Genomic DNA, 25,722 nt, shown 5'->3' on the forward strand with positions numbered 1-25,722 from the left:
GGAAAACACCGCTAACGGGTTTGGAAATCAGGCGGGACGTTTACTGGGGCCGTAGAGTTCTTCCAGCATGCTGTCGATACGTGCAGCCAGTGCGTCCTGGCTTTCGTCCAGCAGGATTACGTGGCCCATTTTGCGGCCCGGGCGCAATTCCTTGCCGTAGGACCAGACACCCTCATTCTCAAGTGCTGGCTTTTTATCCACACCCAGCATATTGATCATGACCGCCGGGCGCGCCGCGTCGGTAGCGCCCAGTTCCATGCCCAGAATCGCACGCACATGGTTGGCAAACTGGCTGGTTTTGGCCCCGGCCAAGGTCCAGTGGCCGCTGTTATGTACCCGCGGTGCCAACTCATTAATCAGCAGCCCGTCGTCGGTGACAAAGCACTCCATCGCCAGTACACCCACGTAATCCCAGGCGTTCATCAGGGTAGAGAGATATTCTTGCGCGGTGGTCTGCAGCTTTTCATCGACATGGGGCGCCGGCGCGGTGGAAACCAGCAGAGTGCCGTTGTAGTGATCGTTCTCCGCCAGCGGATAGGTGACCACCTTGCCATCGGCGGTGCGCGCACCGATCAAAGACACTTCGCGGGAGAAATTGATGCCCTTCTCTACTACGTATTCCTGCGCGGGCACTTGGTCGGCAATCGCGGCCAGATCGTCGTCGCTGTTCACCCGCCACTGGTTCTTGCCGTCGTAGCCGTTTTCACAACTCTTGATAAACGACGGGTAGCCCAGCTCTTTTACCGCCGCGCGGATATCGTCGTAATTGTTGGCGGGGCGGAAAGGCGCCACCGGCAGGCCGGCATCGGTGATCGCGGTTTTCTCGCGCACCCGATGCTGGGTTTTTTCAAAGGCATCCGGGCGCGGGTAGACCGGGCAGAACTTTTCCAGCGCACGCAGCAGGCCGGCATCGACACCTTCACGCTCGGCGGTGATGACTTCCGGGCTGCCCAGGGCGTTGTACAGCGCTTCGATCTTCGCGCCGTCACCCGCATCAACCGCACCTGGATTGACAATGGTGCCGAGCCCTTCCACACAGGTGGTATTTTCACCATTCTCGGCGAGAAAACTGAACTTAATACCCAGCGGGCGGGCCTCCTGGGCCATCATCTGCGCCAGCTGGCCACAACCGACAATAGCTACACGTCTGGCTGTCATTTCCGCTACACCTCGTAAACGTTCAGTGATTTCAATCTGGCTTATTCAACTTCGAAGGGCACACTGGCACTCTGCTTCTCGCGCCAGGCGATCAGGCGCTTCTGCAGCGCCGGATCGGTCAGCGACAGCATCTGCGCCGCCATCAGGCCCGCATTGAATGCGCCAGAGGCACCCACTGCCTGAGTGGCCACCGCCACACCCTTGGGCATCTGTACGATGGACAACAGACTGTCCATACCGGTCATGAACTTGCTCGCCACCGGCACGCCGATCACCGGCAGCGGCGTCATGGCGGCGATCATGCCCGGCAGATGCGCGGAACCACCGGCGCCGGCGATGATCACCTGGGTGCCGCGCTCGTGGGCGGTCGTGGCAAATTCTGTCATGCGCGCCGGTGTGCGGTGGGCGGACACAACCGCCGTGGCGAAGGGCACACCCAGCTCGGTGAGGGGCTTGGTCGCCATTTCCATGGTCGGCCAGTCGGACTGGGAGCCCATCACAATGGTGACTTTTTCGAAGGGCAGCTCTTTCACGTTCGCATAACTCCAGAATTTGGCGGGCACCGGCCCCAAAAATTAGGGGCGGAAGGATACCAAAGTTCAGCGAGAAAGCACGCAGTACGGGGCTCTCCGGCGGGTTCGGCAGCGCTTTTGGGGCGATTTTGCCGCTGCGGGCAGCCCGGACCGCAGTATCTGCTTAGCGGGGAACCTGCCCAGCCGGTACTTTCTACGGGCAATGCCGGGGAAAGCGGCAGAAAAATGATAGTGTGGCGGGATAGTCACAGCACCTGTCTGTGACCGGTCCATATTGGCGGGTTTGGTCGCGCCGGAGTCAGATCCGGCTCAGGGAGTGTCCGGCTGCTTGCGGCGCAAGTCGTCCCGCAGCATGGCCAGCACCGGTTCCACTGACGGACGCACGCCGCGCCACAGGACGAAGGCCTCTGCCGCCTGCCCCACCAGCATGCCCAACCCATCGGACACCTCGGCGCCCAGACCGGTAGCCCAGTGCATAAACGGCGTCGGCTGTGCGCCATACACCATATCGTAGGCCCGACAGCCATCGGCGAGGGCTCGCGGCGACAAGGGTGGCAATTCCCCGGAAAGGCTCGCGGCACTGGCATTGATGATCAGGTCGAAGCCTTCCGGCACTTCGCCGAGACCGCCGGCAGAAATGCTGCCATAGGCGACAAAGTCTTCAGCCAGGTGCTGCGCCTTGGACGCGGTGCGATTGGCAATATGCAATAGCGCCGGCTTCTCGTTCAGCAGCGGCAGCAGCGTACCGCGGGTAGCACCGCCGGCGCCCAGCACCAGCACCTTTTTACCGGCGATGGCCCAACCCAGGTGATCGCGAATATCCGAGACCAGTCCCGGCCCGTCGGTGTTGTCACCGAGGAAGGTCCCATCGGGTTGCCGCGCCAGGGTGTTCACCGCACCCGCGGTGCGCGCGCGCTCGGTCAGTTCATGGGCGTACTCGAACGCATCCAGTTTGAACGGCGCGGTGACGTTCAGGCCTTTCGCACCGCCGGCAAAAAATTCATCTACCACCGTCTTGAAACCGTCCACTTCCGCAAACAGTTTGCCGTACTCAAGGTCCTGGCTGGTCTCCCTGGCAAAGGCGCTGTGAATCACCGGCGACATTGACTGTTTAATGGGATTACCGATTACCGCGTACTTATCCATGTGGTTTTTCTCTCAACTTCCGCTTATTTTTCGCTACAGCCACCATTGAATATCACACCCACTCGCGATGGGGCAGGAAATCCGTATACAGCTTTTCTTCCGGGCTGCCCGCCTGCGGCTGCCAGTTGTAACGCCAGCGCACTTCCGATGGCAGAGACATCAGAATGGATTCGGTGCGGCCGCCGCTTTGCAGTCCGAATAAGGTGCCGCGGTCGAACACCAGGTTGAATTCCACATAGCGACCGCGGCGGTAGAGCTGAAAATCCCGCTCGCGCTCACCGTATTCGGTGTCCTTGCGTTTTTTCAGTATCGGCAGATAGGCATCCACGTAGGAGTCGCCCACGGCCTGCATGAAGGCGAACGCATTGTCGAACCCGCCCTCACTGAAATCGTCAAAGAAGAGACCACCGACACCCCGCGCTTCGTCGCGGTGTTTCAGGTAGAAGTATTCGTCGCACCACTTTTTGAAGCGCGGATAGATTTCTTCGCCAAAGGGTTCACAGGCGTTTTTTGCGGTCTGGTGCCAGTGCACCACATCCTCTTCAAAGCCGTAATAGGGGGTCAGGTCATAGCCGCCGCCGAACCACCACACCGGATCCGCGCCCTCTTTTTCGGCAACGAAAAACCGCACGTTGGCGTGGCTGGTGGGGGCGTAGGGGTTTTTTGGGTGAATCACCAGGCTGACGCCCATGGCCTGAAAGGAGCGGCCGGCCAGTTCCGGGCGTGCGGCGGTTGCCGAGGGGGGCAGCTTGTCACCGAATACGTGGGAAAAATTCACCCCGCCTTTTTCAATCACGTTGCCGTTTTCCAGTACCCGGGTGCGACCGCCGCCGCCAGCCTCACGCTGCCAGGTATCTTCATAAAACGCGCTACCGTCCACCGCTACCAGGTCAGCGCAGATGCGATCCTGCAGTTCCAGCAGATAGTGTTTCACGGCCTCGATGTCGATGGTGCTCATAGACTTCTCACAAAAAGGGAGCGGGGCCACTCGGGCCCCGGGATCAACCGGCGCGCAGAATGCGGCCGCTGGCGGCGTCGCGGATTTCACTCGGTGAAGCGCGCCCACCGGTGCTGCCACCGCCGATAAAATCGAGCTGGCTGCCGAAGTAGCGCAACACCTGGAATTTGTGCCGCGCTGGCTGGCAGCCACTGGGGTTGGCAGAGGTGGATACGATAGGACCACCGAACGCGCGGGACAGCGCGGCGGTGAACGGATGATCGGTGTGCCGCAGAGCGACACTGTGGTGGATGCCGGTGACCCAGGGCGGCACCTGATCAAAGTGCGGCACCAGCCAGGTCACCGGGCCCGGCCAGGTGGCGTCGATGCGCGCACGCTGATCGCCGGAAAGGTTGTGCAGAAGCCCGGAAAAGTGGGCCACATTGCCGGACACCAGAATCAACCCTTTCTCCAGCGGACGATTTTTCAGGCCCACCAGGCGCGCCACCGCTTCGGGGTTGTTCGGGTCGCAGGCAAGTCCCCACACGGATTCGGTAGGGTGTGCGATCACTCCACCGGCGGCGAGGATGCGCGCGGCGCTGGCCAGGCAGAAGCCGGCGTGGGGCCGCTTCGGATCGTATGGATTGTGGTCGCCGAGGGCGACGGGTTTGGCTTTTTCTGACAAGGCTGGGACTCTTTCGGGGCGAACTGCGGAATTGCGCCGCAATTTATCGAATAGTACCAGCCTAGACAAGGAAGCGGCTGGCGCGCGCCCGGGGCACTCGCCGCCGGACGCCTCAGACCAGGCACATCAACAAGAGGGACTCTGGTCAACCCTGATAGCTGACACGGTAGATGACTCCGGCTTTGTCGTCGGATACCAGCAGGGCACCGTCTGGCATTACCAGCACATCCACCGGGCGGCCCCAGGCTTCTTCGCCCTGCAGCCAGCCATCGATAAAGGGTTCGTAGGAGGTAGCGTTGCCCTCATCGTCCAGGGTCACCATGGTTACCCGGTAGCCAATTTTCTTGCTGCGGTTCCAGGAGCCGTGTTCGGCAATCAGCACCTGGTTTTTGTACTCCGCCGGAAACTGGTCACCGGTGTAGAACTTCACACCCAGCGGCGCCACGTGGGGGCCGAGCTCCTGTACCGGCGCGACATAGGCGCTGCACTGCTTGCCCTCGCCAAACTCTGGATCAACGATGTCGTTGCCGTGGCAGTAGGGATAACCAAAGTGTCTGCCGGCCACCGGTGCGGTATTCAGTTCGCAGGGGGGAATATCATCGCCCAGCATGTCGCGGCCGTTGTCGGTAAACCACAGGTGCTTGGTTTGCGGGTGCCAGGTAAACCCGACGGTATTGCGCACGCCCTCGGCCCAGGTTTCGGTTTTGGCTACCTTGTCACCCTCGATCTTGAGGCGCTGAATGTTCGCGTAGTCCTTTTCTTCGCAAATATTGCAGGGTGCGCCGATGGGCACGTACAGCCAGCCATCGGGGCCGAAGGCGATGTACTTCCAGCCGTGATGTTTGTCCGGGAACTGATCGGTGATGGTGACCGGTTTGGGTGGGTTGTCGAGATTGGACTCGATATCGTCCAGGCGCAGAATACTGGTGACCGCGCTCACGTAGAGATCACCATCTTTAAAGGCCACACCGGTGGGCATTTTCAGGCCCTCGGCGACGACTTTGACTTCGTCAGCCTTGTGATCGCCGTCGGTGTCCACCACCGCGTAAACCTTGCCGGTACGGCGGGAACCCACAAACAGGGTGCCCTTGTCACCACGGGCCATGTGGCGGGCGTTGGGAACGTCGTCGGCGTAGAGTTCAATTTTGAAGCCGTCGGGAAGATTGAGCTTTTCCAGCGGAACATCGGCCGCCTGCGCCTGGACGCTAATCGACGCGGCCAATGCGAGTGCGCCAGTCACTGGCGCGGCGCAAATGTTTAACAGGGAAGCAGGACAAAGTGATCTGAACAGGCCCATCGGTTGGTCACTCCATTGGATTATCCGTCGAATTCAGGGTGTGACCGTAGCGGCTTTTTGGTTATTCCACCAGTCCGGACAGGGTTTTGGCGCCGTTGCCGGTAAGCTGATATCCACCGGGTAGCTGCTCCACCAGACCCTCCAGCTCGAGGTGCAGGAGATTTGCCATCAGATCGCCTGTGTCCCCGCCGGTATCCTGCGCCAGCTGCTCGATGCTGCGCAGGTCGCCGCCGAGGGCGGCAATGAGACTGCGCTGATCCGGGGGCAGTGCCTGTGTGGGCGTCGCCGGGTCGTCAAACAGCGACGGCTGCTCTGCCATGCCCGACAACAATCCCCCCAACTGGGTAACGATATCCGCGCTGGTTTCCACCAGCTGTGCACCGTGCTTGATCATATGGTGACAGCCCCTGGCCATCGGGTTGTGGATGGAACCGGGAATGGCGAATACCTCGCGGTTCTGCTCCAGTGCCAGCCGTGCGGTAATCAGGGAGCCGGAGCGCACCGCTGCTTCCACCAGCAGAGTGCCGAGACTCAGCCCGGAAATGACGCGGTTGCGGCGGGGGAAATTACCCGCCTCCGGGGCCGTTCCCAGGGGCATTTCACTGACGATCGCGCCGCCCCCCGCAACAATCTGTTCCGCAAGCACCGCGTTGCGAACCGGGTAGATACGATCCACGCCGGTGCCCAGCACCGCGACGGTTTTGCCCTCGCTGCGCAGCGCACCCTTGTGGGCGGCGGCGTCCACACCCAGCGCCAGGCCGGAGGTGATGGCGAACCCGGCAGCGGCGAGATCCGCGGAAAAGGCCTCGGCGTTGTCGAGTCCCGCACGGCTGGCGCGGCGCGCGCCGATCACCGCTACCTGCGGTAGGGATAATGCTTCCGGGTCACCGGTGACATATAGCAGTGGCGGTGGGCGATCGATCTGTTTTAGCAGCGCGGGGTAGTTGTCGTCTTCACGGTGCAGCAGATAGATACACTCTTCCGCACAGCGCTGGCGCTCGGCGAGGGCCCATTGGCCCAGCTCGCTATCCAGGGAAAAACGCTGAAACTCAGCCAGCTGCGCGTTCGCGCGATCGGGCAGTTTGCGGGGAAGTTGCCGCGGGGACAGTTGGAGCACGGCTTCGGCGGAGCCGAATCGCTCCACCAGCTGCCAGTAGAGACCGGGGCCAATGCCCTCCAGTCTGAGAAGTGCAAGAGTAGACGTCAACGCATCCATGCGTATCCCTAACTTGAATTGTGTTCTGCTCAGTGATTCCTAGGGGTTACGTACCAGGTCCATGACTGCCAGCGGCTTGTCCGCTTCCAGTACCAGGCCCAGGCTCATCTTTTCGAAGCTGCGGAATACCATCAGCACGCCGGCGCGCTCGTCCGGCAGCTTGACGTTCTGACGGGCGATCTGGTCGCGCACGGTGGCGCCACGCTTGTAGATGGCCAGTACGTGACCGGGCTGCAAACCTTCCCGCAGGCCGCGGTTAATGGCAACCACGTCGTATTTGGCTACCTGGGTGACCCCTTCTTCCACGCCGAGAATGACACCATCCACGGGTACCGAGGGGGCGCCGGGCTGGAACAGGGCGGCGATCGCGCGCTCTTCAACCGGCAGCAGGCGGTCCTGCAGGCGGATGTCGCGGCTGGTACGGGTCACGTCCAGGGTAGCCACGGCAAATTCGCTGTTGGCATTGTCGGCATCCAGCTGGCGCAGGTCCACGGAGCCCACGTCCAGAGCCTGCTGGCCCAGCTCTTCACCGGTGAAGGGGTCGGCGTAAACCGGACCCGGGCGGTAGATGCCGTAGGAGGCCAGGGGCTCGCGGAAATCGCCACGGGCGTAGATCTTCTCGCCGGCACCCATAAGGATGCGCTGATCCTGACCGGAGATTACATAAGACACGCCCAGAAAGGCGCCCGGACCGACGATGCGGGTGCGGGACAGAAATGCGTTGATGGCGTCCAGCGGAATCGCCGGGATGGCGGAGCCGATGGGCTCGCGGCGCACGGCGGGGCCGAGGCGGTTGTTGCTGGCGGGGCTCAGCTTGTAGGCAGTGGGCGCGCGATCCAGCTGCAGGCGCGGCTGACCATCCACATACACCAGGTTAAGGCGGTCGCCGGGGTAAATCAGGTGGGGGTTCTCAACCTGGGGGTTCACCTGCCAGATTTCCGGCCAGTACCAGGGCTGGGAGAGAAAGGTGCCGGAGATGTCCCAGAGGGTGTCGCCCTTCTGGACGACATAGGTGTCCGGGTGGTCAGGCTTGAGGCGCGCCTCTTGCGCCTGCAGGCCAAAGGTCGCCAACAGAGTTGCGGCGGCGGCCAGGATTATTTTTTTCATGGAAGCATTCCTATGCTTTTTTTGTCGCGAGCGCTGGGGCCTTGTCGTGTGCTAAAGAATCTGCTGAGCTAAAGAATCTGCTGAATCTTTATACGGCTATCACTGCGGGTTTATATCGCTATAATCTCACAGCGCTGAACCGGTGGCGGCTGATGTCGCCGGGGTGGGAAACAGATGTGCACTCTCTGGCTTGTTGGCCAGTGTGCGGATACAGCCCCCCAATTCAGCAAATTTCAAGCGCGATCATTATGTTATCAGCGCAAGTTCCACTAAGACTAGAAGTTTGTCACAGGTGTTATGGCCAAACTGGAAATCCTAGAATTCCCCGATCCCCGTCTGCGCAAGGTGGCGGAGCCTGTCACTGAGGTGACGGATGCGCATCGTACGTTGATCGATGATATGTTCGAGACGATGTATGAGGCGCCAGGCGTGGGCCTGGCGGCGACGCAGGTCAATGTACACGAGCGCATTGTGGTGATTGATGTGTCGGAGGATCAGAGTGAGCCGCTGGTGCTGATCAATCCGGAGGTTGAGGTGCTGGATCCGGAGATTCACAGGTACGATGAGGGCTGCCTGTCTGTGCCGGGTTTCTACGAGACGGTGCAGCGCCCGCGCAAGATTCGCCTGAAGGCGCTGGATCGCAATGGCGAGACCTATGCGCTGGAGGCCGAGGGGCTGCTGGCGGTATGCATCCAGCACGAGATCGACCACCTCGATGGCAAGCTGTTTGTGGATTACATCTCGCCGCTCAAGCGCAACCGTATTCGTTCCAAGCTTGAGAAGGCGCATCGACAACGAGCCTGATCTTCGTGGTTCTTTTGCGGGTCCCGTGGCGGCTAAGCACTGGGCACCTGTTTTCAGAACCGCTGTGAATACATCCCTGTACGCTGCGTCGGCGACGTCCCTGTCGCCGACGCTTCTGAAAACAGGTGCCCAGCACTTAGCCTTCAATTCTGCCTGCAGGACTCCGTTGATAGTCCGCTTTCTCACAACCGAAGATTTTTCATGAGCCTGAACATCATCTTTGCCGGCACCCCCGATTTTGCCGCCGTACACCTGCAAACCCTGCTCGACAGTGAACACAATGTGATCGCCGTCTACAGCCAGCCCGACCGGCCTGCGGGGCGCGGCAAGAAGCTGCTGGCGAGCCCGGTGAAGCAGCTGGCTCTGGAACACGAGATTCCCGTGTACCAGCCGCTGTCGCTGCGGGATGAAGAGGCACAGAAGACGCTGGCGGCGCTGAATGCGGACCTGATGGTGGTGGTGGCCTACGGGTTGATTCTGCCGCAGGTGGTACTGGATACGCCGCGCCTGGGGTGTGTGAATGTTCACGCCTCTCTGCTGCCGCGCTGGCGCGGGGCGGCGCCGATTCAGCGTGCGGTGGAAGCCGGCGATACGGAGAGTGGTGTGGCGATTATGCAGATGGAGGCGGGGCTGGATACGGGGCCGGTGCTGGTGAAGGCGCGCACGCGCATTGCCGCCAATGAGACCGGTGGCAGCCTGCACGACAAGCTGGCCGCCCTCGGCGGGCCGGCGCTGCTGGAGGCGCTGACGCAACTCGAGAGTGGCACCGCGCAGCCGCAGGTGCAGGACGATGCGCTGGCCAATTACGCCGGCAAGATCTCCAAGGAGGAGGCGCGGCTGGACTGGTCGCGACCGGCGGCGGAGCTGGCGCGCCTGGTGCGCGCATTCAATCCCTTCCCGGTGTGCTGGACCGAGTACCTGGACGGCAAGGGCAAGCCGCAGCGGCTGCGGGTGTATGCCGCGAGACACGAGCAGGGTTGTCACACCGATGTGCCGGGGACGATTCTGAGTGCGGACGAGGAAGGGATTCTGGTGGCCTGCGGGCGCGAGGCGTTGCGCCTGACCCAGCTACAATTGCCGGGCAAGAAGGTGCTGCCGGTCGAGGAAATTCTGAAGGGCTACCGCGAGCTGTTCACCGCAGGCACCGTACTGGGTACCGGTAATGAATGATCCGAGAGCGCTGGCGGCGCGGGTTATCGCGCGGCTGTATCAGGACCGCGGCTCATTGCAGCGACTGCTGCCGTGGGCGGAAAAGCAGATCGATGACCCGGATGGGAGCGGCAAGAACCGCGCTCTACTGCGCGAGCTGTGTTACGGCACCGCGCGTTTTGCGCCGCGATTGGAGCTGATCCTCGGCAAACTGTCGAAAAAACCCATCAAAGATGAAGAACTGGCGGCACTGATGCTGGTGGGTCTGTACCAGCTGGAATACACCCGCATCCCCGATCACGCCGCCATCGGCGCGACCGTCGAGGCCGCCCGCGCCCTCAAGCTCGGCCATGCCACCGGCGTCGTCAATGGCGTTTTGCGCAATGCCCTGCGCAATCAGGAAGCGCTTACGCGCAAACTCTCCGGTAACCCCCAGTTCAGCTCCGCCCACCCCGAGTGGCTGCAGCAGGCCATCAAGGCCGCCTGGGGCACTGAGGCGCGCACCATCTTCACCGCCAACAATACAAACCCGCCCATGACCCTGCGGGTGAACCTGTCAAAAAACAGCCGCGACGAATATCTTGGCCAATTGGAAGCCGCGGGAATTCCCGCCCAGGCCTGTGAGTGGTCACAAGCCGGACTGGTACTGGAAAGCCCCGTCGCCGTCAGCCGCCTGCCGGGCTTTGAGGATGGCCTGGTCAGCGTCCAGGATCAGTCCGCACAACTGGCCGGACCCCTGCTCGACCCGCAACCGGGCGAGAAGATCCTCGACGCCTGCGCCGCCCCCGGCGGCAAAACCTGCCACCTGCTCGAGCTGCAGCCCGATCTCGACCTCAGCGCACTGGACATCGAAGAAGACCGCCTCGACCGCGTCATCGAAAACCTCGAGCGCCTCGGCGTGGGCGCCCAGATCATCTGCGCCGACGCCGCAGAACCCGAACACTGGTGGGACGGCGAACAGTTCGACCGCATCCTCCTCGACGCCCCCTGCTCTGCCACCGGCGTCATCCGCCGCAACCCGGACATCAAACTCCTGCGCCGCGCCGAAGGCATCCCCGAACTGGCCGCCCTACAGGGGAAAATCCTGCGTGCAATGTGGCGCCTGTTGAAACCCGGCGGCACCCTCCTCTACGCCACCTGTTCCATACTCCCCGAGGAAAATAGCGCGCAAGTGGCGCGCTTCGTTGCGGAGACACCGGATGCGAGGGACAATACGCCGCAATTGCTGAATGAACAGCCTTGGGGGTTGCCGCAGGATGCGGGTATGCAGTTGCTGCCGGGCATCCATGCGGGTGATGGGTTTTATTACGCGAAGCTCGAAAAAGCCAAAAACAATTAATACGGTTATTGAGACTTTTACGATTCGCTTACGAAGTACAAGAGTAAGAATCGAAGTCGGGGTGCCGGGTGAGCGTTTTCAGGAGCGTCGCAAACAGGATGTTTGCGCCGCAGCGCCCAGGGATGGGTTAACAGCGGTCCTGAAAACGCTCACCCGGTGCCTCGACGCCACCGCGCCAGCTAAAGAAGTACTCTTCGGGCTCAAGGCGCAAAGGCCAAAAAACCAACTATGAAAATCATCATTCTCGGCGCCGGTCAGGTCGGTGGATCGCTGGCAGAAAGCCTCGCCTCGGAACGCAACGATATTGTTCTGGTAGACAGCGACGAGAAAACCCTGCGCGAGCTGCGGGACAAGATCGATATTGGCGTCGTCCAGGGCCACGCCTCCCACCCGGATATCCTGCAGGAAGCCGGCATCGAAGACGCCGACATACTGGTAGCCGTCACCAACAACGACGAAACCAACATGGCCGCCTGCCAGATTGCCCACTCCCTGTTCCGGGTCACCACCAAAATCGCCCGCGTGCGCGCCTCAGCCTACCTGCAGTATCCCGAACTGTTCGCCACCGAATCCATTCCCATCGACGTATTGATCAGCCCCGAGCAGATTGTCTCTGAATACATCTCCCGACTGATCGAACACCCCGGCGCCCTGCAGGTGCTCGACTTCGCCGACGGCCGCGTCCAGCTCGTCGCCGTGCGCGCCGTACAGGGCGGCCCCCTGGTAGGCCACCAACTGCGTTACCTGCGCGAACACATGCCCAAAGTCGACACCCGTGTCGCCGCCATCTACCGACGCAACAGCCCCATCATCCCCCAGGGCTCCACGGTCATCGAAGCCGGCGACGAAGTGTTCTTTATCGCCGCCAAACAGGACATCCGCGCCGTGATGAGCGAACTGCGCCGCCTCGAACAGGGCTACAAGCGCATCACCATTGCCGGCGGCGGCAACATCGGCCTGCGCCTCGCCAGCAAACTGGAAAACCGCTACTCGGTGAAAGTAATCGAGCAGGATCATGACCGCTGTATCTTCCTGTCGGAAGAGCTCAGCAACAGCATCGTGCTGCACGGCAGCGCCTCCGATCAGGACCTGCTGCTGGAAGAGAACATCGAAGACACCGACGTATTCCTCGCACTCACCAACGACGATGAAGCCAACATCATGTCGTCACTGCTGGCCAAGCGACTCGGCACCCGCAAAGTCATGGCCCTGATCAACAACCGCGCCTATGTGGACCTGGTACAGGGCGGTGAAATTGATATCGCCATTTCCCCGCAGCAGAACACCATCGGCAGCCTGCTTACCCACGTGCGCCGTGGTGATATGGTCAATGTGCACCAGTTGCGGCGCGGCGCCGCGGAAGCGATCGAAGTCATCGCCCACGGCGACAACCGCACCTCGAAAGTCGTCGGTCGGAAAATTGAGGATATCGACCTGCCCGAAGGGGCCAGTATCGGCGCCATCGTGCGCGAGCGGGATGGCGAGAGCCAGGTTCTGATCGCCCACGACAACATTGTTGTAGAGTCCGACGACCACGTCATCGTGTTTCTCGTTGACCGCCGCCACACCCGCCACGTGGAGCAATTGTTCCAGGTCGGCTTCAGCTTTTTCTGACGGCGGGATTCCACTACATGCGATTAGCGGTCATAGCGCGGGTCTTCGGTATTCTGCTGACGGTATTCAGCCTCACACTGCTGCCGCCCATTGGCGTCTCCCTGTGGTACGAAGACGGCACCCACAACGCCTTCTCCATCGCTTTTGCCATTACCCTGCTCACCGGCCTGTTTATGTGGCTGCCGGTGCACGACCTCAAGCAGGACCTGCGCACCCGCGACGGCTTTGTGGTGACCTCCCTGTTCTGGCTGATTCTTGGCAGCTTCGGTGCTCTGCCGCTGATTATCAGCCCGGAGCCCAATCTGAATATCGTCGACTCCATTTTTGAATCCATTTCCGGCTTAACCACCACCGGCGCCACCACCATTGTCGGACTCGATACCCTGCCCCCGGCCATCCTCTATTACCGGCAGCAATTGCAGTGGTTTGGCGGTATCGGGGTAATCGTTATTGCCCTGGCGATTCTCCCCATGCTCGGGATTGGTGGTATGCAGCTATACAAGGCGGAAATGCCGGGGCCGGTAAAAGACACCAAACTCACACCACGTATCGCGGAAACCGCTCGCGCCCTGTTTGTGATTTATATTGCACTGACCGTGCTGTGCGGTATCGGATACTGGTGGGCCGGGATGACCGTGTTTGATGCCGTCGGCCATGCATTTTCCACCGTCGCCAACGGGGGCTTTTCTACCCACGATGCGAGCATGGGGTTCTATGCCCACAACAACGCCATCATGGCGATCGCCATTATTTTCATGCTGACCGCCGCGATTAACTTTGGCCTGCACTTTTACGCTCTCGGTAATCGCACGGTGAAGCACTACTGGAAAGATTCAGAGTTCCGCTTCTATATCATCGTAACCATTGCCGCCAGTGTGGTGATCATCGGGTATCTGTATACCTCGGGCACCTATGATATGCGCGGCAGCTTTCTGCACGGAGTATTCCAGGTGGTCTCTATCGGTACTACCGCAGGCTTCGGATCGGAAACCTTCGCGGTCTGGCCCGCGTTTCTGCCTTACGTACTACTGCTGCTGGGTATTATGGGTGCCTGCGCCGGTTCCACCTCCGGGGGCATTAAAGCGGTGCGGGTGATGCTGATCGTCAAATCCGGTATGCGGGAGCTCAATCGACTGGTGCATCCCAATGCGGTCGTACCGATCAAGGTCAACCGGAAAATCGTACCGCCTCGGGTCACCGATGCCGTGTGGGGGTTTTTTGCGATTTATATTCTGTCGTTTTTTATCCTGACCATCGTGGTAATGGCGACCGGTGAAAACTTTGTCACTTCATTTTCCACCGTTGCTTCCTGCCTCAGTAATATCGGACCGGCACTGGGGGACGCGGCCTCTCACTACGGAGAGGTCAACGGTGTCGCCAAGTGTTTTCTGATTCTCGCCATGCTGATGGGTCGCCTGGAAATTTTCACCTTACTGGTGTTATTGACCCCGGCATTCTGGAGACACTAGCGGTGATAGGGAACCGGCAGGCAGCTTTTCGCAGGGACGACTTGCCGCAGCCTTTTTCTGCGAACTGTTGGTGTACCTCACCGTTTACTCGAAGGTGTCCGCGCGGCCGCGAATGATATCCCAGTAACGCGGCACAAACTTGATCAGCACCCAGATCTCCAGAATACAGCCGATTACCGTCAGCGCTTCCATGGTGCTATCAAAAATATTTTCCGCCGCGGACGACTCATCAAACCGCTCTATCGCAATCTGATCAGCAAAGCCCATTCCCAGCACCAGAAATGCAATCAGCATGGCACTGCGCGACAACCAACCTGGTTTCGCATTGAAGCTTTTTTTCAGCCACCCCAGCAGTACAGGAAATGCGCTCAGTTGAATGGCAAAGCGCGCAATGACGAGCACGGTGTAAGTACTGCTGATCGCGCCGAAATGCCACAACAGCGGTATCAGGCAGAGAATATACAAACGGTCCACTACCGGGTCGAGATAAGCACCAAAGGGGGTCTGCCAATGAAATCGATTCGCCAGCCAGCCGTCGAGAAAATCGGTCAGTGCACCGGCGAGAAATACGACAAGCGCGGCGAAGTGTTGATCGGTCAGCGACAACCACACGATAACCGGAATACACGCCACACGCAGCAGTGACAACCCGTTCGGCAGATGACGCCAGAGGGATTGCGACGGCGCTTGTGAAGTGACTATCTGTTTGGTTTTTTTCATAGTGGCTCGCCAATGCGTCCAGGGCGGAGAAGCAGACGCACTTTAGAGCTTAATCGAAAATCCGCGGGTGTGCGGAGCGGTAGATCCGCCCGCCAGTGTGCATAGCGTGGCCGTCACTCACCCACCTCATTTTCCTGCCCTTGATGGATGGCCGCTATCTCATCGAATTTCTCTAACAGCAAGTCTCTGACGTCGGCGGACCAGTCGGTAATGGCCTTTTCGAAACCCACACGACTGTTGCGATACATGGAGCGCGCAGCCTCTTCAAAGCCCGGTGCATCAGCGAACAGATTCAACAGGTTATACAACTGATTCTGTTTCATGCTGATGCGCTCTTCCGCAGTGGCATTCTTCATCGCCGCATCCACAAGGCGGCGCAGTGTCACCGATGCCCCACCGCGCTGTGTCGCCAACCATTCCCAGTGGCGGGGCAGCAGGGTTACCTCTTTTGAGGTCACCCCGAGCTTGGGCCGACCACGCCTGGCCGGCGCCGGGCTGCCCAGTTGTTGCACCCGCGCCACTATCGTATCCGGATCACCGTGCCAATCGATCTCCAAGCGCTTGCAGGAGTCGATCTCCAGCACAATTGGGTCCACGCCATCCGCTCGCGCTTTGGCTTCACGCACCACCGATGCCAGTGAGCCCCGCGCAACCAATGACTGCGCCAGAATCGCCACGTACTCGTTTGTCATGATATTCACTTTACTATTACCCGGATAAAATATTATTACCGGGATTTAAAACAGAATCAATTTACCCGGGTAATAAAAGGCACTGCCTCCCACGCCACCGGAAACGATCAAACCGGCAGGAAATGGAAGGAGGGCTATGGATGGTGGGGGGACTGGGCCCGGCGTGGAAATAAGGGGCCGCTATTTGATTTACACCCGGGTTAAATTTCTGGCGGGAACCCTGGTCAAAAAGTGCGCACAGGCCGCGCTCACTTCTTCTTATACAATCCGGTTCGGCCCTCTGGCCCGCGCCGGAAGCGTTTGTACTCCCACTGATACTGCTCCGGCGCTTCCGCAATACATGCTTCCACGCCGCGGTTGAGCGCCGCGAGGGAGACTTTGGTCTCTTCGCTGTAGATTGCTTTTTCTACGGGTAAAAATACCAGCTCAAAACCGTGCTCCAGGCGCTTGGCAAAGCCAAACACCACCTTGCAGCCGGTACGCTGAATCAGGTTATACGCCAGGGTCATGGTCAAAGTGGGATGGCCGAAAAAGGGGGCGAATTCGCCGCCGGAGAGGTCCGGTTCCTGGTCGGGAAGAACCCCCACTATCCCCCCTGCTTTCAATGCCTTTAACAGGGCGCGCACACCACGCACATTGGTAGGCACCAGATTGGCACCGGTTTTTTCGCGGCCAGCGCGAATCAGCGGATCCAACGCCTCGATTTTCGGCGGTGCATAAAGGCTGGTGGTGGGCCCTACAGTGGCGAGGAACTGACCAAAAATTTCCCAGTTGCCAATATGCGGGGCCAGCACCAGCACGCCGCGGCCTTCATCCACCCCCTCAGTCAGCAACTGCTGGTTGCGCACCCGCTCGATATTGTCTTCGGCCTGGCTCCAGGGCTTGCGCCACAGGCTCGCAACCTCGAACCCGGTCTGTGCTGTGCCGATCACACTCTGGCGGGCGAGTTTGTCGCGGGTCGCGGCTGGCATCTCCGGGTAGCAGTGTTCGAGGTTGATACGGCTGATACGGAGACTGTCGCTACCGATGGTTGCGGCGCAATAACCCACCACGCTGCCGAGACGGCGCGACCAGCGCAGGGGTAGCAAACCGATCAACTTCAATGCGCCTGCGGCCAATTGCCCTTTGATATCCAACGATTACATCCTTCTCACTGCGGCGGCAGTCCGCCCTGCTTCATCTTTTTATAGGGTATAGCCCCATTGTGGCCATCAATTACCCTGTGCGCTGTTTAGTGCACCACCACCTGCCGCTATAATTGCGCCCCTTGTCTATTCCACCCAGCTGAAACCGGAGATTGTGGTGTCCGAGCAACAAACCAGCCGTTCTGCCCCGGCGCAGGACCTGAGCACCTTTCAGGGACTGATTTTTACCCTGCAGGAATACTGGGCGCGCCAAGGGTGCGTCATTCTACAGCCTCTGGATATGGAAGTGGGCGCTGGCACCTTCCACCCCGCCACCTTCCTCCGCGCCATCGGTCCGGAAACCTGGAATGCGGCCTATGTGCAGCCCTGCCGCCGCCCCACCGACGGTCGCTACGGGGAGAACCCCAACCGCCTGCAGCACTACTACCAGTATCAGGTGGTAATGAAGCCCTCCCCGGCGAATATCCAGGACCTGTATCTGGACAGCCTGCGCGCCCTGGGGATCGACCCGGCGGTGCACGATATCCGCTTTGTGGAAGACAACTGGGAATCCCCCACCCTGGGCGCCTGGGGACTCGGCTGGGAAGTGTGGCTGAACGGCATGGAAGTGACCCAGTTCACCTACTTCCAGCAGGTGGGCGGTCTGGAGTGCTACCCGGTAACCGGCGAGATCACCTACGGTATCGAACGTATCGCCATGTACCTGCAGGGCGTGGAGTCCATTTATGACCTGGTGTGGACCCGCAACGCCGACGGTACTCCGGTAACCTACGGCGATGTGTTCCACCAGAACGAAGTGGAAATGTCCCGCTATAACTTCGAGCACGCGGACGTGGAATTCCTGTTCAGTACCTTCGATCACTGCGAACGCGAAAGCCAGCGCCTGATCGAGCTGGGCCTGCCGCTGCCCGCTTACGAGCAGGTGATGAAAGCGTCCCACGCGTTCAACCTGCTGGATGCCCGCCACGCGATTTCCGTGACCGAGCGCCAGCGCTTTATTCTGCGTGTGCGCACCCTGGCGCGTGCGGTAGCCCAGGCCTATTTCGATGCCCGTCACGCCCTCGGTTTCCCACTGGCCACCGAGCAGGCCCGCAACGATGTACTGGCACAACTTGAAGCGCAGAAGGAGAAGAAGTAATGGCTCAGGATTTTCTGGTTGAGCTGGGCACCGAAGAGCTGCCCCCGAAAGCGCTGAACAAATTGATGCAGGCCTTTGCCGACGGCATTGAGCAGGGACTGAAAGACGCCGAGCTTGAACACGGCGCCATCAATGCTTACGCCAGCCCGCGTCGCCTCGCGGTTTCCGTGAGCGACCTCGCCGAGCGCCAGCAGGACAAACAGATTGAAAAGCACGGCCCCGCCGTTGCCGCCGCCTTCGATAAAGACGGCAATCCCACCAAAGCCGCGCAGGGTTTTGCCCGCGGTGCCGGTGTCAGCGTCGATGAACTGGCGCGGGTACAAACGGACAAAGGCGAGCGCCTGGCATTTATCAGCGAACAGAAAGGCGAAGCCACCAGTAAACTGCTGGGCGGCATCGTCAGTAAATCCCTGGCGCAACTGCCCATCCCCAAGCGTATGCGCTGGGGCGCGCGCAAAGAAGAGTTTGTGCGCCCGGTGCATTGGCTGGTCATGCTGTTCGGCAACGAAGTGGTCGATGCGGAAGTGCTCGGCCTGAAAGCCGGCAACAGCACCCGTGGTCACCGCTTCCACTGCAACCGCGAACTCACCGTGGCCTCCGCCAACGATTACGTACAACAGTTACGCGACCCGGGCTTTGTGGTCGTGGACTTCGCCGAGCGCCGTGAAATGATTCGCGAACAGGTGCAGGCAGAAGCCAACAATGTAAACGGTGAAGCGGTTATCGATGACGATCTGCTCAACGAAGTCACCGCACTGGTGGAATGGCCGGTGGCACTGACCGGACGCTTTGAGAAGCGCTTTCTCGATGTACCCGCGGAAGCCCTGATCTCTTCCATGAAAGAGCATCAGAAGTATTTCCACGTGATCGACGAAGATGGCAAGTTGATGCCCTTCTTCATCACCGTTTCCAATATCGAAAGCACCGATGCCAAGCAGGTGATCGAGGGTAACGAGCGGGTGATTCGCCCGCGCTTGTCCGATGCGGCGTTCTTTTTCGAAACTGACAAGAAAACCAGTCTCGAAGCGCGCCGGGAAAAACTCAAGTCCATCGTGTTCCAGCAGAAGCTGGGGACCGTGTACGACAAGACCGAACGCCTCGCCAAACTGGCCGCTGCCATTGCGGAAAAAATCGGGGGCGACTCGGCGCTGGCCCAGCGCGCTGCGCAGCTTTGTAAATCAGATCTGGTCACCGAAATGGTGTTCGAGTTTGCCGATATGCAGGGCATTGCCGGTTATTACTACGCAGAAAACGACGGTGAACCGCTGGATGTCGCCAAAGCCATGTACGAGCAGTACATGCCCAAGTTTGCCGGCGATGATCTGCCGCAAACCGAGACCGGCACCATCGTCGCCCTCGCTGATCGTATCGACACCCTCGTGGGCATATTCGGTATCGGCCAACCGCCCAGCGGTTCCCGCGACCCCTTCGCCCTGCGCCGCGCCAGCCTGGGCGTACTGCGCCTGCTGGTGGAAAAGAACATCGACCTGGACCTGCGCGACCTGCTCACCCTGGCCCGCGATGGCTACCCGCGCACCGCGCTGGCGGAGTACGACAACGTCGTCGAGCAGACCCTGGCGTATATGATCGAGCGCTTTCGCGCCCGTTATGAAGACGCCGGCATCAAGGCCGAAGTTTTCCTTGCGGTGTCTGCACGCAAGCTGTCCCGTCCGCTGGATATCGACAGTCGCGTCAAAGCGGTACACAACTTCAGTCAGCTGCCGGAGGCGCAGGCACTGGCCGCGGCCAACAAGCGGGTTTCCAATATTCTTGCGAAACTCGACGGCCCGGCACCCAGTGAGGTAGATCAGGCGATGTTGCAGGAAGATGCGGAAAAGGCGCTGTATCTGGCCGTTCGCGACGCCGAGGAAGCCGTGGCACCGCTGTATGCCGAAGCCCGTTTCGACGAAGGCCTTGCCGGCCTGGCCGGGCTGCGTGAAACCGTGGACAACTTCTTCGACGGCGTGATGGTCATGGCCGACGACGAACAGCTGCGCAGCAACCGCCTGGCACTGCTGGCGCAATTGCGCGCGCTATTCCTCGAGGTTGCGGATATTTCCCAGCTGGCGCCGGCCAAGTAACGCGCGCGCTTCCTGCATAAAAGCCCGTCGTAGGAGCCTGCTTGCAGGCTCCTACAGACCGATCACACGAGCACCGACGTATATACCCATGGCCATTATCGTTCTCGACCGCGACGGTGTGATCAACGAGCACCGTGACGATCACGTAAAGTCCGTCGATGACTGGGTAGCAATTCCCGGCAGTATCGACGCCATGGCGCGACTCAGTCAGGCCGGGCATCAGCTGGTGATTGCCACCAATCAGTGCGGCCTGGCGCTCGGCCACTTTGACCTGGACGATCTCGAAGCCATGCATGGGAAATTGCGTGCACTGGTGGAAGACGCCGGCGGTACCGTTTCCGGAATTTTCTATTGCCCGCACACAGTGGATGACCGCTGTCGCTGTCGTAAACCCGAAACCGGTTTACTTGACGTCATCGAAGCCGAGTTCGATACCAGTCTGCACGGGAGTTATTTTGTCGGGGATCGTATCAGCGATCTGCAATGCGCGGTGTCAAAGGGCTGTAAACCGGTACTGGTGAGAACTGGCTGTGGTGAGCAAACCCTGGCGCAGTTGATTGAGAACCCTGACGAGCGCCTGACCCATACGCGGGTTATGCGTGACCTCGCCGAATTTTCTGAATTTTTCTTACAGTAATTTTCCCGCGCAAGGCGGTCCTGCGTTCACACCGTTTTCCCCGCGTCCTCTCTCTTTTGTCTGCCCACCTTCTGACTGGCAGTTCTGTACCAATTCCACAGGGACTTTTCCAATGATTCCCATGACAGTTTTGTGAGTCGTCGCAAACTGTCTCTGCGTTAACAGGATTGTCACGCCACCCTATTGCCCCGGGGTTTGGCTTTCCGTAGAAACCGATGTAAGGGATCTGGTGCCGCAGCGTTCAAGGAATGAAGACCAGGCGCGACACGCTCCACTCTCGAACTTTTCCTCTTATCACACGGAAATGCTCTTACCTGCCCGCCAAAAGTGGGCAAGGTCGGGCTTTGTATTTTACGGGGCATAATTTATATGAATTTTTTCAGTAGAACCCGAAGCCGGGTTTCAATAATAAAAACATCCGGCCTGCTCGGGTTGCTGGCAGTCAGTCTGCTTGTTTCCCTGCAGGCGCAATCCAGTGACAGCACACAACAACCCTCCCGCCCGGAAGTTCAGAAGAAAACCTACATCGTACAGTTTACCGACAAGCCGTTAATTGCCTACGATGGAACCGTTCACGGCTTTGCGGCAACCAGGCCCCCTAGCAACCGAAAGATTGACTTGAACAGTAGCGCGGTAAAACAGTACGCGGCATTTTTGCGGCAACAAAAAAATGCCGCACTCACCGCTGTTGGCGGTGCCCAGACACTCCACAATTACGAGGTCGCCTTTAATGGTGTGGCCGCGAAAATGTCCGCGAAACAGGCGGAGCAGTTGCGCAATCGCAAAGACGTTCTCGGTGTCTGGGAAGATCAGCTGTTAAAGCCGCAAACGAATTCCACTTACCAGTATCTCGGTCTCGATAATTTTCCCGGCCCCTGGCTGTTGGGCGCGACCGGTGAGGATATCGTTATCGGCATCATTGATTCCGGCGTTTATCCGGAACATCCGAGCCTGGAAGATACACGCACCCCAAAGCGTGGCCATATCGGTCGCCCGATGCTCTATGACGCGGTTCCGGAATCTTTCGTGGGGGAAGGCTGCGAGTTCGGCAATACGGCGTTCAATCCCGACGACCAGCCTTTTGACTGCAACAATAAACTCGTCAAGGCACAGGCATTTTCCGAAGGTTTCCTCGCGGTAAACACACTGGCGGATTATGAGTTTCTTTCAGCGCGGGATGCGGACGGACATGGCACACACACTGCGACGACCGCTGCCGGTAATTACGGTGTCGAGGGCACAGCCAACGGTGATAGCACCGGAACCCTGAGTGGTGTTGCGCCCCGCGCGCGGGTTGCGGTCTACAAAGTCTGCTGGGATGCACCAGACCCGGATGACAGTGGCTGCTTTTCCTCAGATTCGATGGCCGCCATTGATCAGGCTGTGGCCGATGGCGTCGATGTGATCAATTATTCCGTGGGCGGTGCCAGCACCCAGTTTACCGGGCCGGACGATATCGCCTTCCTGTTCGCGGCAGATGCCGGGGTGTTTGTAGCGACCTCCGCGGGCAATGCCGGTCCGGGCAGTGAGACCATCGGCACTCCCTCGGGTGTGCCATGGATCACTTCCGTTGCAGCTTCGGAAGACAATCAGAGTTTCGGTACCGGCATCGCCATTGACGCCCCCACGGAGCTCGCTGGAATCTTTGAGGGGCTCGAAGGTTCGGGCCCGGTACAGTTGGCCGATAGTGGCGCCATCGCCTCGATCATCGTCAATGCAGAACCATTGGATGCCTGTACCCCGCTCACCAATACCGAGTCGATGGCGGGAAGTATTGCCCTGGTGGTGCGCGGCGGCTGCGCATTCAGCGATAAGTACAATCAGGCAGCCGCGGCCGGCGCAAGCGCCATTGTGGTGTACAACGATGGCACCGCACCCGACCGCATCGACCCCATCACCATGTCGGCTCCTGACACCACCATACCGGGGATTATGATCCGCTACCCGGACGGTGCAGCGCTCGCTGGCGCAGCAGCGCCGAGTGGCACGCTCAGCCCGGAGATCCAGGTACCGCGGAATAATCGCATCGCCGGTTTTTCTTCCCGCGGCGCCAATGCCGGCGCACCGGACATTATCAAACCGGATATCGCTGCGCCGGGGGTGGGTATCATTGCCGGTATATCTCCGGTCGGTTCCGGTGAAATCTATGGCGCGCTCAGTGGCACCTCTATGGCGAGTCCGCATATTGCCGGGGTCATGGCGCTGCTCAAGCAGGCACATCCGGACTGGACGCCGGCAATGGCCCGCTCCGCGATGATGACCAGTGCGCGACAGAACCTCAGAAAATCCTTTGGTGACGACCGTGCCGACCCCTTCGATTTTGGGGCCGGTATGGTGCAACCCGCCAATGCGTTCTTCCCCGGACTGGTGTACGACGCGGGATTCTATGACTACCTGGCATTTCTCTGCGGTGCGGAACTACAGACCTCGATTGTACCGGCGGAGGACTGCACCTACCTCGAAGCCAACGGCTTCTCTACGGACTCATCAGACCTGAACCTGCCGTCGATCGGTATCGCGGAACTGGTGGGTAGCCAGACCATTACTCGGCGGGTGACCAGCGTGGAGAAGGGGGTGCGCTGGTACTGGGCCGAAGTTGATGCGCCTGAGGGCGTTCAGGTACAGGTAACGCCCCGGATTCTGCGCCTGCGCGAAGGTGAAACGGCGACTTATCAGGTGACCTTTACCGCGACCGACGAGGCCGCGCTCGGCGAGTGGGCATTCGGTGCGCTCAGCTGGTCTCAGGGATTTCGCAAGGTCCGCAGTCCAATCGCCGTTCGCCCGGTACCCATTGCTACCGCAGCTTCCGTGACGGCGAGCGGTACCGATGGCAACTTGGCGATCCCCCTGACGTTCGGCTATGCGGGTGCCTATAGCGCTACCATGAATGGCATTGCCGAAGGCATTCCAAGCACAGGTGCGGTAGAAGATGGCCTCGATGACCTGATCTTCTTCGAGGTACCTGAGGGTACCCGCTTCTCCCGCTTTGCGCTTTTTGATGAAGACGTGGGCGCCGGCGACGGTTCTGACGATCTCGACCTTCAGGTACTCGGCCCCGCGGCCGCCGGGTGGCCACTGGTGGGATCCAGTGGGACCCCCAGCTCCGCAGAACAGGTGGATATGCAGAACCCCGAACCCGGTCTCTACGCCGTGTTTGTGGTGGACTATGCATCGGCGCCAGGCCCCACACCTTACACCCTGTTCAATTTCAATCTGCAGGGTGACAGTGGGAATACAGCATTGGATGGTCCGGCGACAGCCTCGGTCGGTGACGCCGGTACGCTGCACGTCGAGTGGATGGGACTCAGCGACGACAGCCGCGCCCTGGGTATCATCTCACATCACAATGACACCGGCGTCATCGGTACCACGGAGGTGTCGATCAGCACGCGCTGACACACGTACCCTGCACCACCTGATGCAATAACTTGCCCGGCGCCGCCATTCGCGGTCGCCGGGCTTTTTTTATCGGCGCTAGGGGTCCATGCGGAACGTTCGGTAACTATGGTTAGTTCATCGGGGGTGCGCATCAATAGTGCTTGAATTCTGTGCAGCACGAACCAACAATGGCGCCCCCTGCAGAACCGGAGCTTTCCCGTGCAACAACTCATTCTCAACCCCCGCGCCGAGCGCCGCCTCAAACTGGGCCACCTGTGGATTTACAGTAATGAAGTAGATACCAAGCGCAGCCCACTGAAAGGTATTGCCCCGGGTACACAGTGTGAAATTCTCGAGAGCAACGGAAAAAGCCTGGGGTTTGCCCTGGTCAACCCGAATCAGCTGATTTGTGCGCGTCTGGTTTCCCGCAAGGGGCCATTTACCGCAAAGCAGTTGAAGCGACGCCTGGAGAACGCCCTCGCCCTGCGCGAGCGGTATTTTTCCCATCCAAGTTATCGCATGGTGTACGGGGATTCCGACGGCCTGCCCGGGTTGGTGGTCGATCGATTCGGCGGTTACCTGGTGGTGCAGATCAGCAGCTGGGGTATGGAAAACCTTGTGCAGGATATCGTCGACGCCCTGACCGCTCTGGTGAAACCGGTGGGCATTCTGCTGCGCAATGATCACCAGGGGCGCAAGGTGGAAGAGCTGCCAGAGCACTGTGAGGTTGCACAGGGTGAGGTCCCGGAGATGGTGCCGTTCGAGGAGAACGGTGTGTCGCTTCTGGCGCCGGTGCACGCAGGCCAGAAAACCGGCTGGTTTTACGATCACCGCGAAAACCGCGCACGTCTGAATCAGTGGGTCAGAGGCCGGCGTGTCCTGGACCTGTTTTCTTACGCCGGCGGCTGGGGTGTGCAAGCACTCGCTCACGGTGCCAGCACGGTCACCTGTGTAGATGCCTCAGCGCAGGCGCTCGACTGGTGTGAGGAGAATGCGACGCTCAATCATCGGCAGAACGACCTGATTACCATTCAGGGAAAAGCGATCGACGCAATGAAAGAGCTTATCGCGACCGGCGAGCGCTATGATGCGATCGTGCTCGACCCGCCCGCCTTTATCAAGCGCCGCAAGGACCAGAAATCCGGTGAGGCGGCCTACCGTCATATCAACGAGCTGGCGCTGCGACTGCTGGAAAGGAACGGTGTGCTGGTCAGCGCTTCCTGCTCGATGCACCTGGCCTCGGATACGCTGCTGGAGATTCTCCGCGGCGCCGGTCGTCACCTCGACAAGAACATCAGTGTGATCGGCAGTGGTGGCCAGGGGGCAGACCACCCGGTGCACCCTGCGATTCCGGAAACCCGGTACCTGAAAGCACACTTTGTGCACCTGACCGGTACCACGCAATAAAAGCCCGACCGTCGCCCAGCGCTGTTGATTTAACGTCGCTGAGGGCGAAGGTGACGCTACCGGGTACGGG

21 protein-coding genes are annotated in these 25,722 nt (G+C 59.9%); 10 read left to right on the forward strand and 11 right to left on the reverse strand.

Translation table 11 applies throughout. From position 1 onward, the window contains the following. Positions 1-27: 27 nt before the first annotated feature. From LRR79_RS02895 to LRR79_RS02930, 8 genes are all read right to left on the reverse strand, one after another. A complete protein-coding gene (locus LRR79_RS02895) occupies positions 28-1,158 on the reverse strand; it encodes a 5-(carboxyamino)imidazole ribonucleotide synthase (RefSeq protein WP_231758917.1) in 1,131 nt (376 codons plus the stop codon). Between the two features lie 41 nt (positions 1,159-1,199). Then, positions 1,200-1,691: a 5-(carboxyamino)imidazole ribonucleotide mutase gene (purE, locus tag LRR79_RS02900; protein WP_231758918.1), complete on the reverse strand. Its 492-nt coding sequence runs from the start codon at positions 1,689-1,691 to the stop codon at positions 1,200-1,202. 309 nt (positions 1,692-2,000) lie between these two features. Further along, positions 2,001-2,837: a shikimate dehydrogenase gene (gene aroE / locus LRR79_RS02905; RefSeq protein WP_231758919.1), complete on the reverse strand. Its 837-nt coding sequence runs from the start codon at positions 2,835-2,837 to the stop codon at positions 2,001-2,003. Between the two features lie 52 nt (positions 2,838-2,889). Continuing rightward, complete coding sequence (gene hemF, locus LRR79_RS02910; RefSeq protein WP_231758920.1) at positions 2,890-3,795, reverse strand: oxygen-dependent coproporphyrinogen oxidase; 906 nt, start codon at positions 3,793-3,795, stop codon at positions 2,890-2,892. Between the two features lie 43 nt (positions 3,796-3,838). After that, positions 3,839-4,459: an L-threonylcarbamoyladenylate synthase gene (locus LRR79_RS02915; protein WP_322790437.1), complete on the reverse strand. Its 621-nt coding sequence runs from the start codon at positions 4,457-4,459 to the stop codon at positions 3,839-3,841. 145 nt (positions 4,460-4,604) lie between these two features. After that, the gene (locus LRR79_RS02920) at positions 4,605-5,681 is read right to left on the reverse strand and encodes a PQQ-dependent sugar dehydrogenase (protein ID WP_231758921.1); all 1,077 of its coding nucleotides are present in this window, start codon (positions 5,679-5,681) and stop codon (positions 4,605-4,607) included. Between the two features lie 136 nt (positions 5,682-5,817). Next, entirely contained in the window at positions 5,818-6,972 is a 1,155-nt protein-coding gene (dprA, locus tag LRR79_RS02925; RefSeq protein ID WP_231758922.1) for a DNA-processing protein DprA, read from the reverse strand. A gap of 39 nt (positions 6,973-7,011) precedes the next feature. Next, positions 7,012-8,079, reverse strand: coding sequence for a LysM peptidoglycan-binding domain-containing protein (locus LRR79_RS02930; RefSeq protein ID WP_231758923.1), 1,068 nt, complete (start codon positions 8,077-8,079; stop codon positions 7,012-7,014). Between the two features lie 297 nt (positions 8,080-8,376). Here LRR79_RS02930 and def point away from each other — a divergent pair, with 297 nt between their 5' ends. The 5 genes from def to LRR79_RS02955 all read left to right on the forward strand — a co-directional run bounded on the left by def (position 8,377) and on the right by LRR79_RS02955 (position 14,454). Continuing rightward, positions 8,377-8,883 (forward strand): peptide deformylase, encoded by a 507-nt coding sequence (gene def / locus LRR79_RS02935; RefSeq protein ID WP_231758924.1) that lies wholly within the window; start codon positions 8,377-8,379, stop codon positions 8,881-8,883. Positions 8,884-9,084: 201 nt separating this feature from the next. Further along, positions 9,085-10,053: a methionyl-tRNA formyltransferase gene (fmt, locus tag LRR79_RS02940; RefSeq protein WP_231758925.1), complete on the forward strand. Its 969-nt coding sequence runs from the start codon at positions 9,085-9,087 to the stop codon at positions 10,051-10,053. Further along, complete coding sequence (gene rsmB, locus LRR79_RS02945; protein ID WP_231758926.1) at positions 10,046-11,371, forward strand: 16S rRNA (cytosine(967)-C(5))-methyltransferase RsmB; 1,326 nt, start codon at positions 10,046-10,048, stop codon at positions 11,369-11,371. The genes fmt and rsmB overlap by 8 nt, the downstream gene beginning before the upstream one ends. Positions 11,372-11,599: 228 nt before the next feature. Further along, positions 11,600-12,985: a Trk system potassium transporter TrkA gene (gene trkA / locus LRR79_RS02950; protein WP_231758927.1), complete on the forward strand. Its 1,386-nt coding sequence runs from the start codon at positions 11,600-11,602 to the stop codon at positions 12,983-12,985. Between the two features lie 17 nt (positions 12,986-13,002). Beyond that, positions 13,003-14,454, forward strand: coding sequence for a TrkH family potassium uptake protein (locus tag LRR79_RS02955; RefSeq protein ID WP_231758928.1), 1,452 nt, complete (start codon positions 13,003-13,005; stop codon positions 14,452-14,454). 84 nt (positions 14,455-14,538) lie between these two features. Here LRR79_RS02955 and LRR79_RS02960 read toward each other — a convergent pair whose 3' ends face one another. The 3 genes from LRR79_RS02960 to LRR79_RS02970 form a co-directional block, all read right to left on the reverse strand. Next, positions 14,539-15,174: a CDP-alcohol phosphatidyltransferase family protein gene (locus LRR79_RS02960; protein WP_231758929.1), complete on the reverse strand. Its 636-nt coding sequence runs from the start codon at positions 15,172-15,174 to the stop codon at positions 14,539-14,541. A gap of 113 nt (positions 15,175-15,287) precedes the next feature. Continuing rightward, positions 15,288-15,866, reverse strand: a complete 579-nt coding sequence (locus LRR79_RS02965; protein ID WP_231758930.1) for a DUF2239 family protein — start codon at positions 15,864-15,866, stop codon at positions 15,288-15,290. Positions 15,867-16,114: 248 nt separating this feature from the next. After that, on the reverse strand, positions 16,115-17,002 hold the full coding sequence (locus LRR79_RS02970; RefSeq protein ID WP_231758931.1) for a lysophospholipid acyltransferase family protein: 888 nt from the start codon (positions 17,000-17,002) through the stop codon (positions 16,115-16,117). Between the two features lie 166 nt (positions 17,003-17,168). Here LRR79_RS02970 and glyQ point away from each other — a divergent pair, with 166 nt between their 5' ends. From glyQ to LRR79_RS02995, 5 genes are all read left to right on the forward strand, one after another. Next, the gene (gene glyQ, locus LRR79_RS02975; protein ID WP_231758932.1) at positions 17,169-18,149 is read left to right on the forward strand and encodes a glycine--tRNA ligase subunit alpha; all 981 of its coding nucleotides are present in this window, start codon (positions 17,169-17,171) and stop codon (positions 18,147-18,149) included. Then, a complete protein-coding gene (gene glyS, locus LRR79_RS02980) occupies positions 18,149-20,230 on the forward strand; it encodes a glycine--tRNA ligase subunit beta (RefSeq protein ID WP_231758933.1) in 2,082 nt (693 codons plus the stop codon). Before glyQ ends, glyS begins: the two co-directional genes overlap by 1 nt. An 88-nt stretch (positions 20,231-20,318) precedes the next feature. Beyond that, on the forward strand, positions 20,319-20,867 hold the full coding sequence (gmhB, locus tag LRR79_RS02985; protein WP_231758934.1) for a D-glycero-beta-D-manno-heptose 1,7-bisphosphate 7-phosphatase: 549 nt from the start codon (positions 20,319-20,321) through the stop codon (positions 20,865-20,867). Between the two features lie 432 nt (positions 20,868-21,299). Next, positions 21,300-24,263, forward strand: a complete 2,964-nt coding sequence (locus LRR79_RS02990; RefSeq protein ID WP_231758935.1) for a S8 family serine peptidase — start codon at positions 21,300-21,302, stop codon at positions 24,261-24,263. Positions 24,264-24,464: 201 nt separating this feature from the next. Further along, positions 24,465-25,652: a class I SAM-dependent rRNA methyltransferase gene (locus LRR79_RS02995; protein WP_231758936.1), complete on the forward strand. Its 1,188-nt coding sequence runs from the start codon at positions 24,465-24,467 to the stop codon at positions 25,650-25,652. Positions 25,653-25,722 lie beyond the last annotated feature (70 nt).

It is taken from the genome of Microbulbifer elongatus, from assembly GCF_021165935.1.
Lineage (GTDB): Bacteria > Pseudomonadota > Gammaproteobacteria > Pseudomonadales > Cellvibrionaceae > Microbulbifer > Microbulbifer elongatus.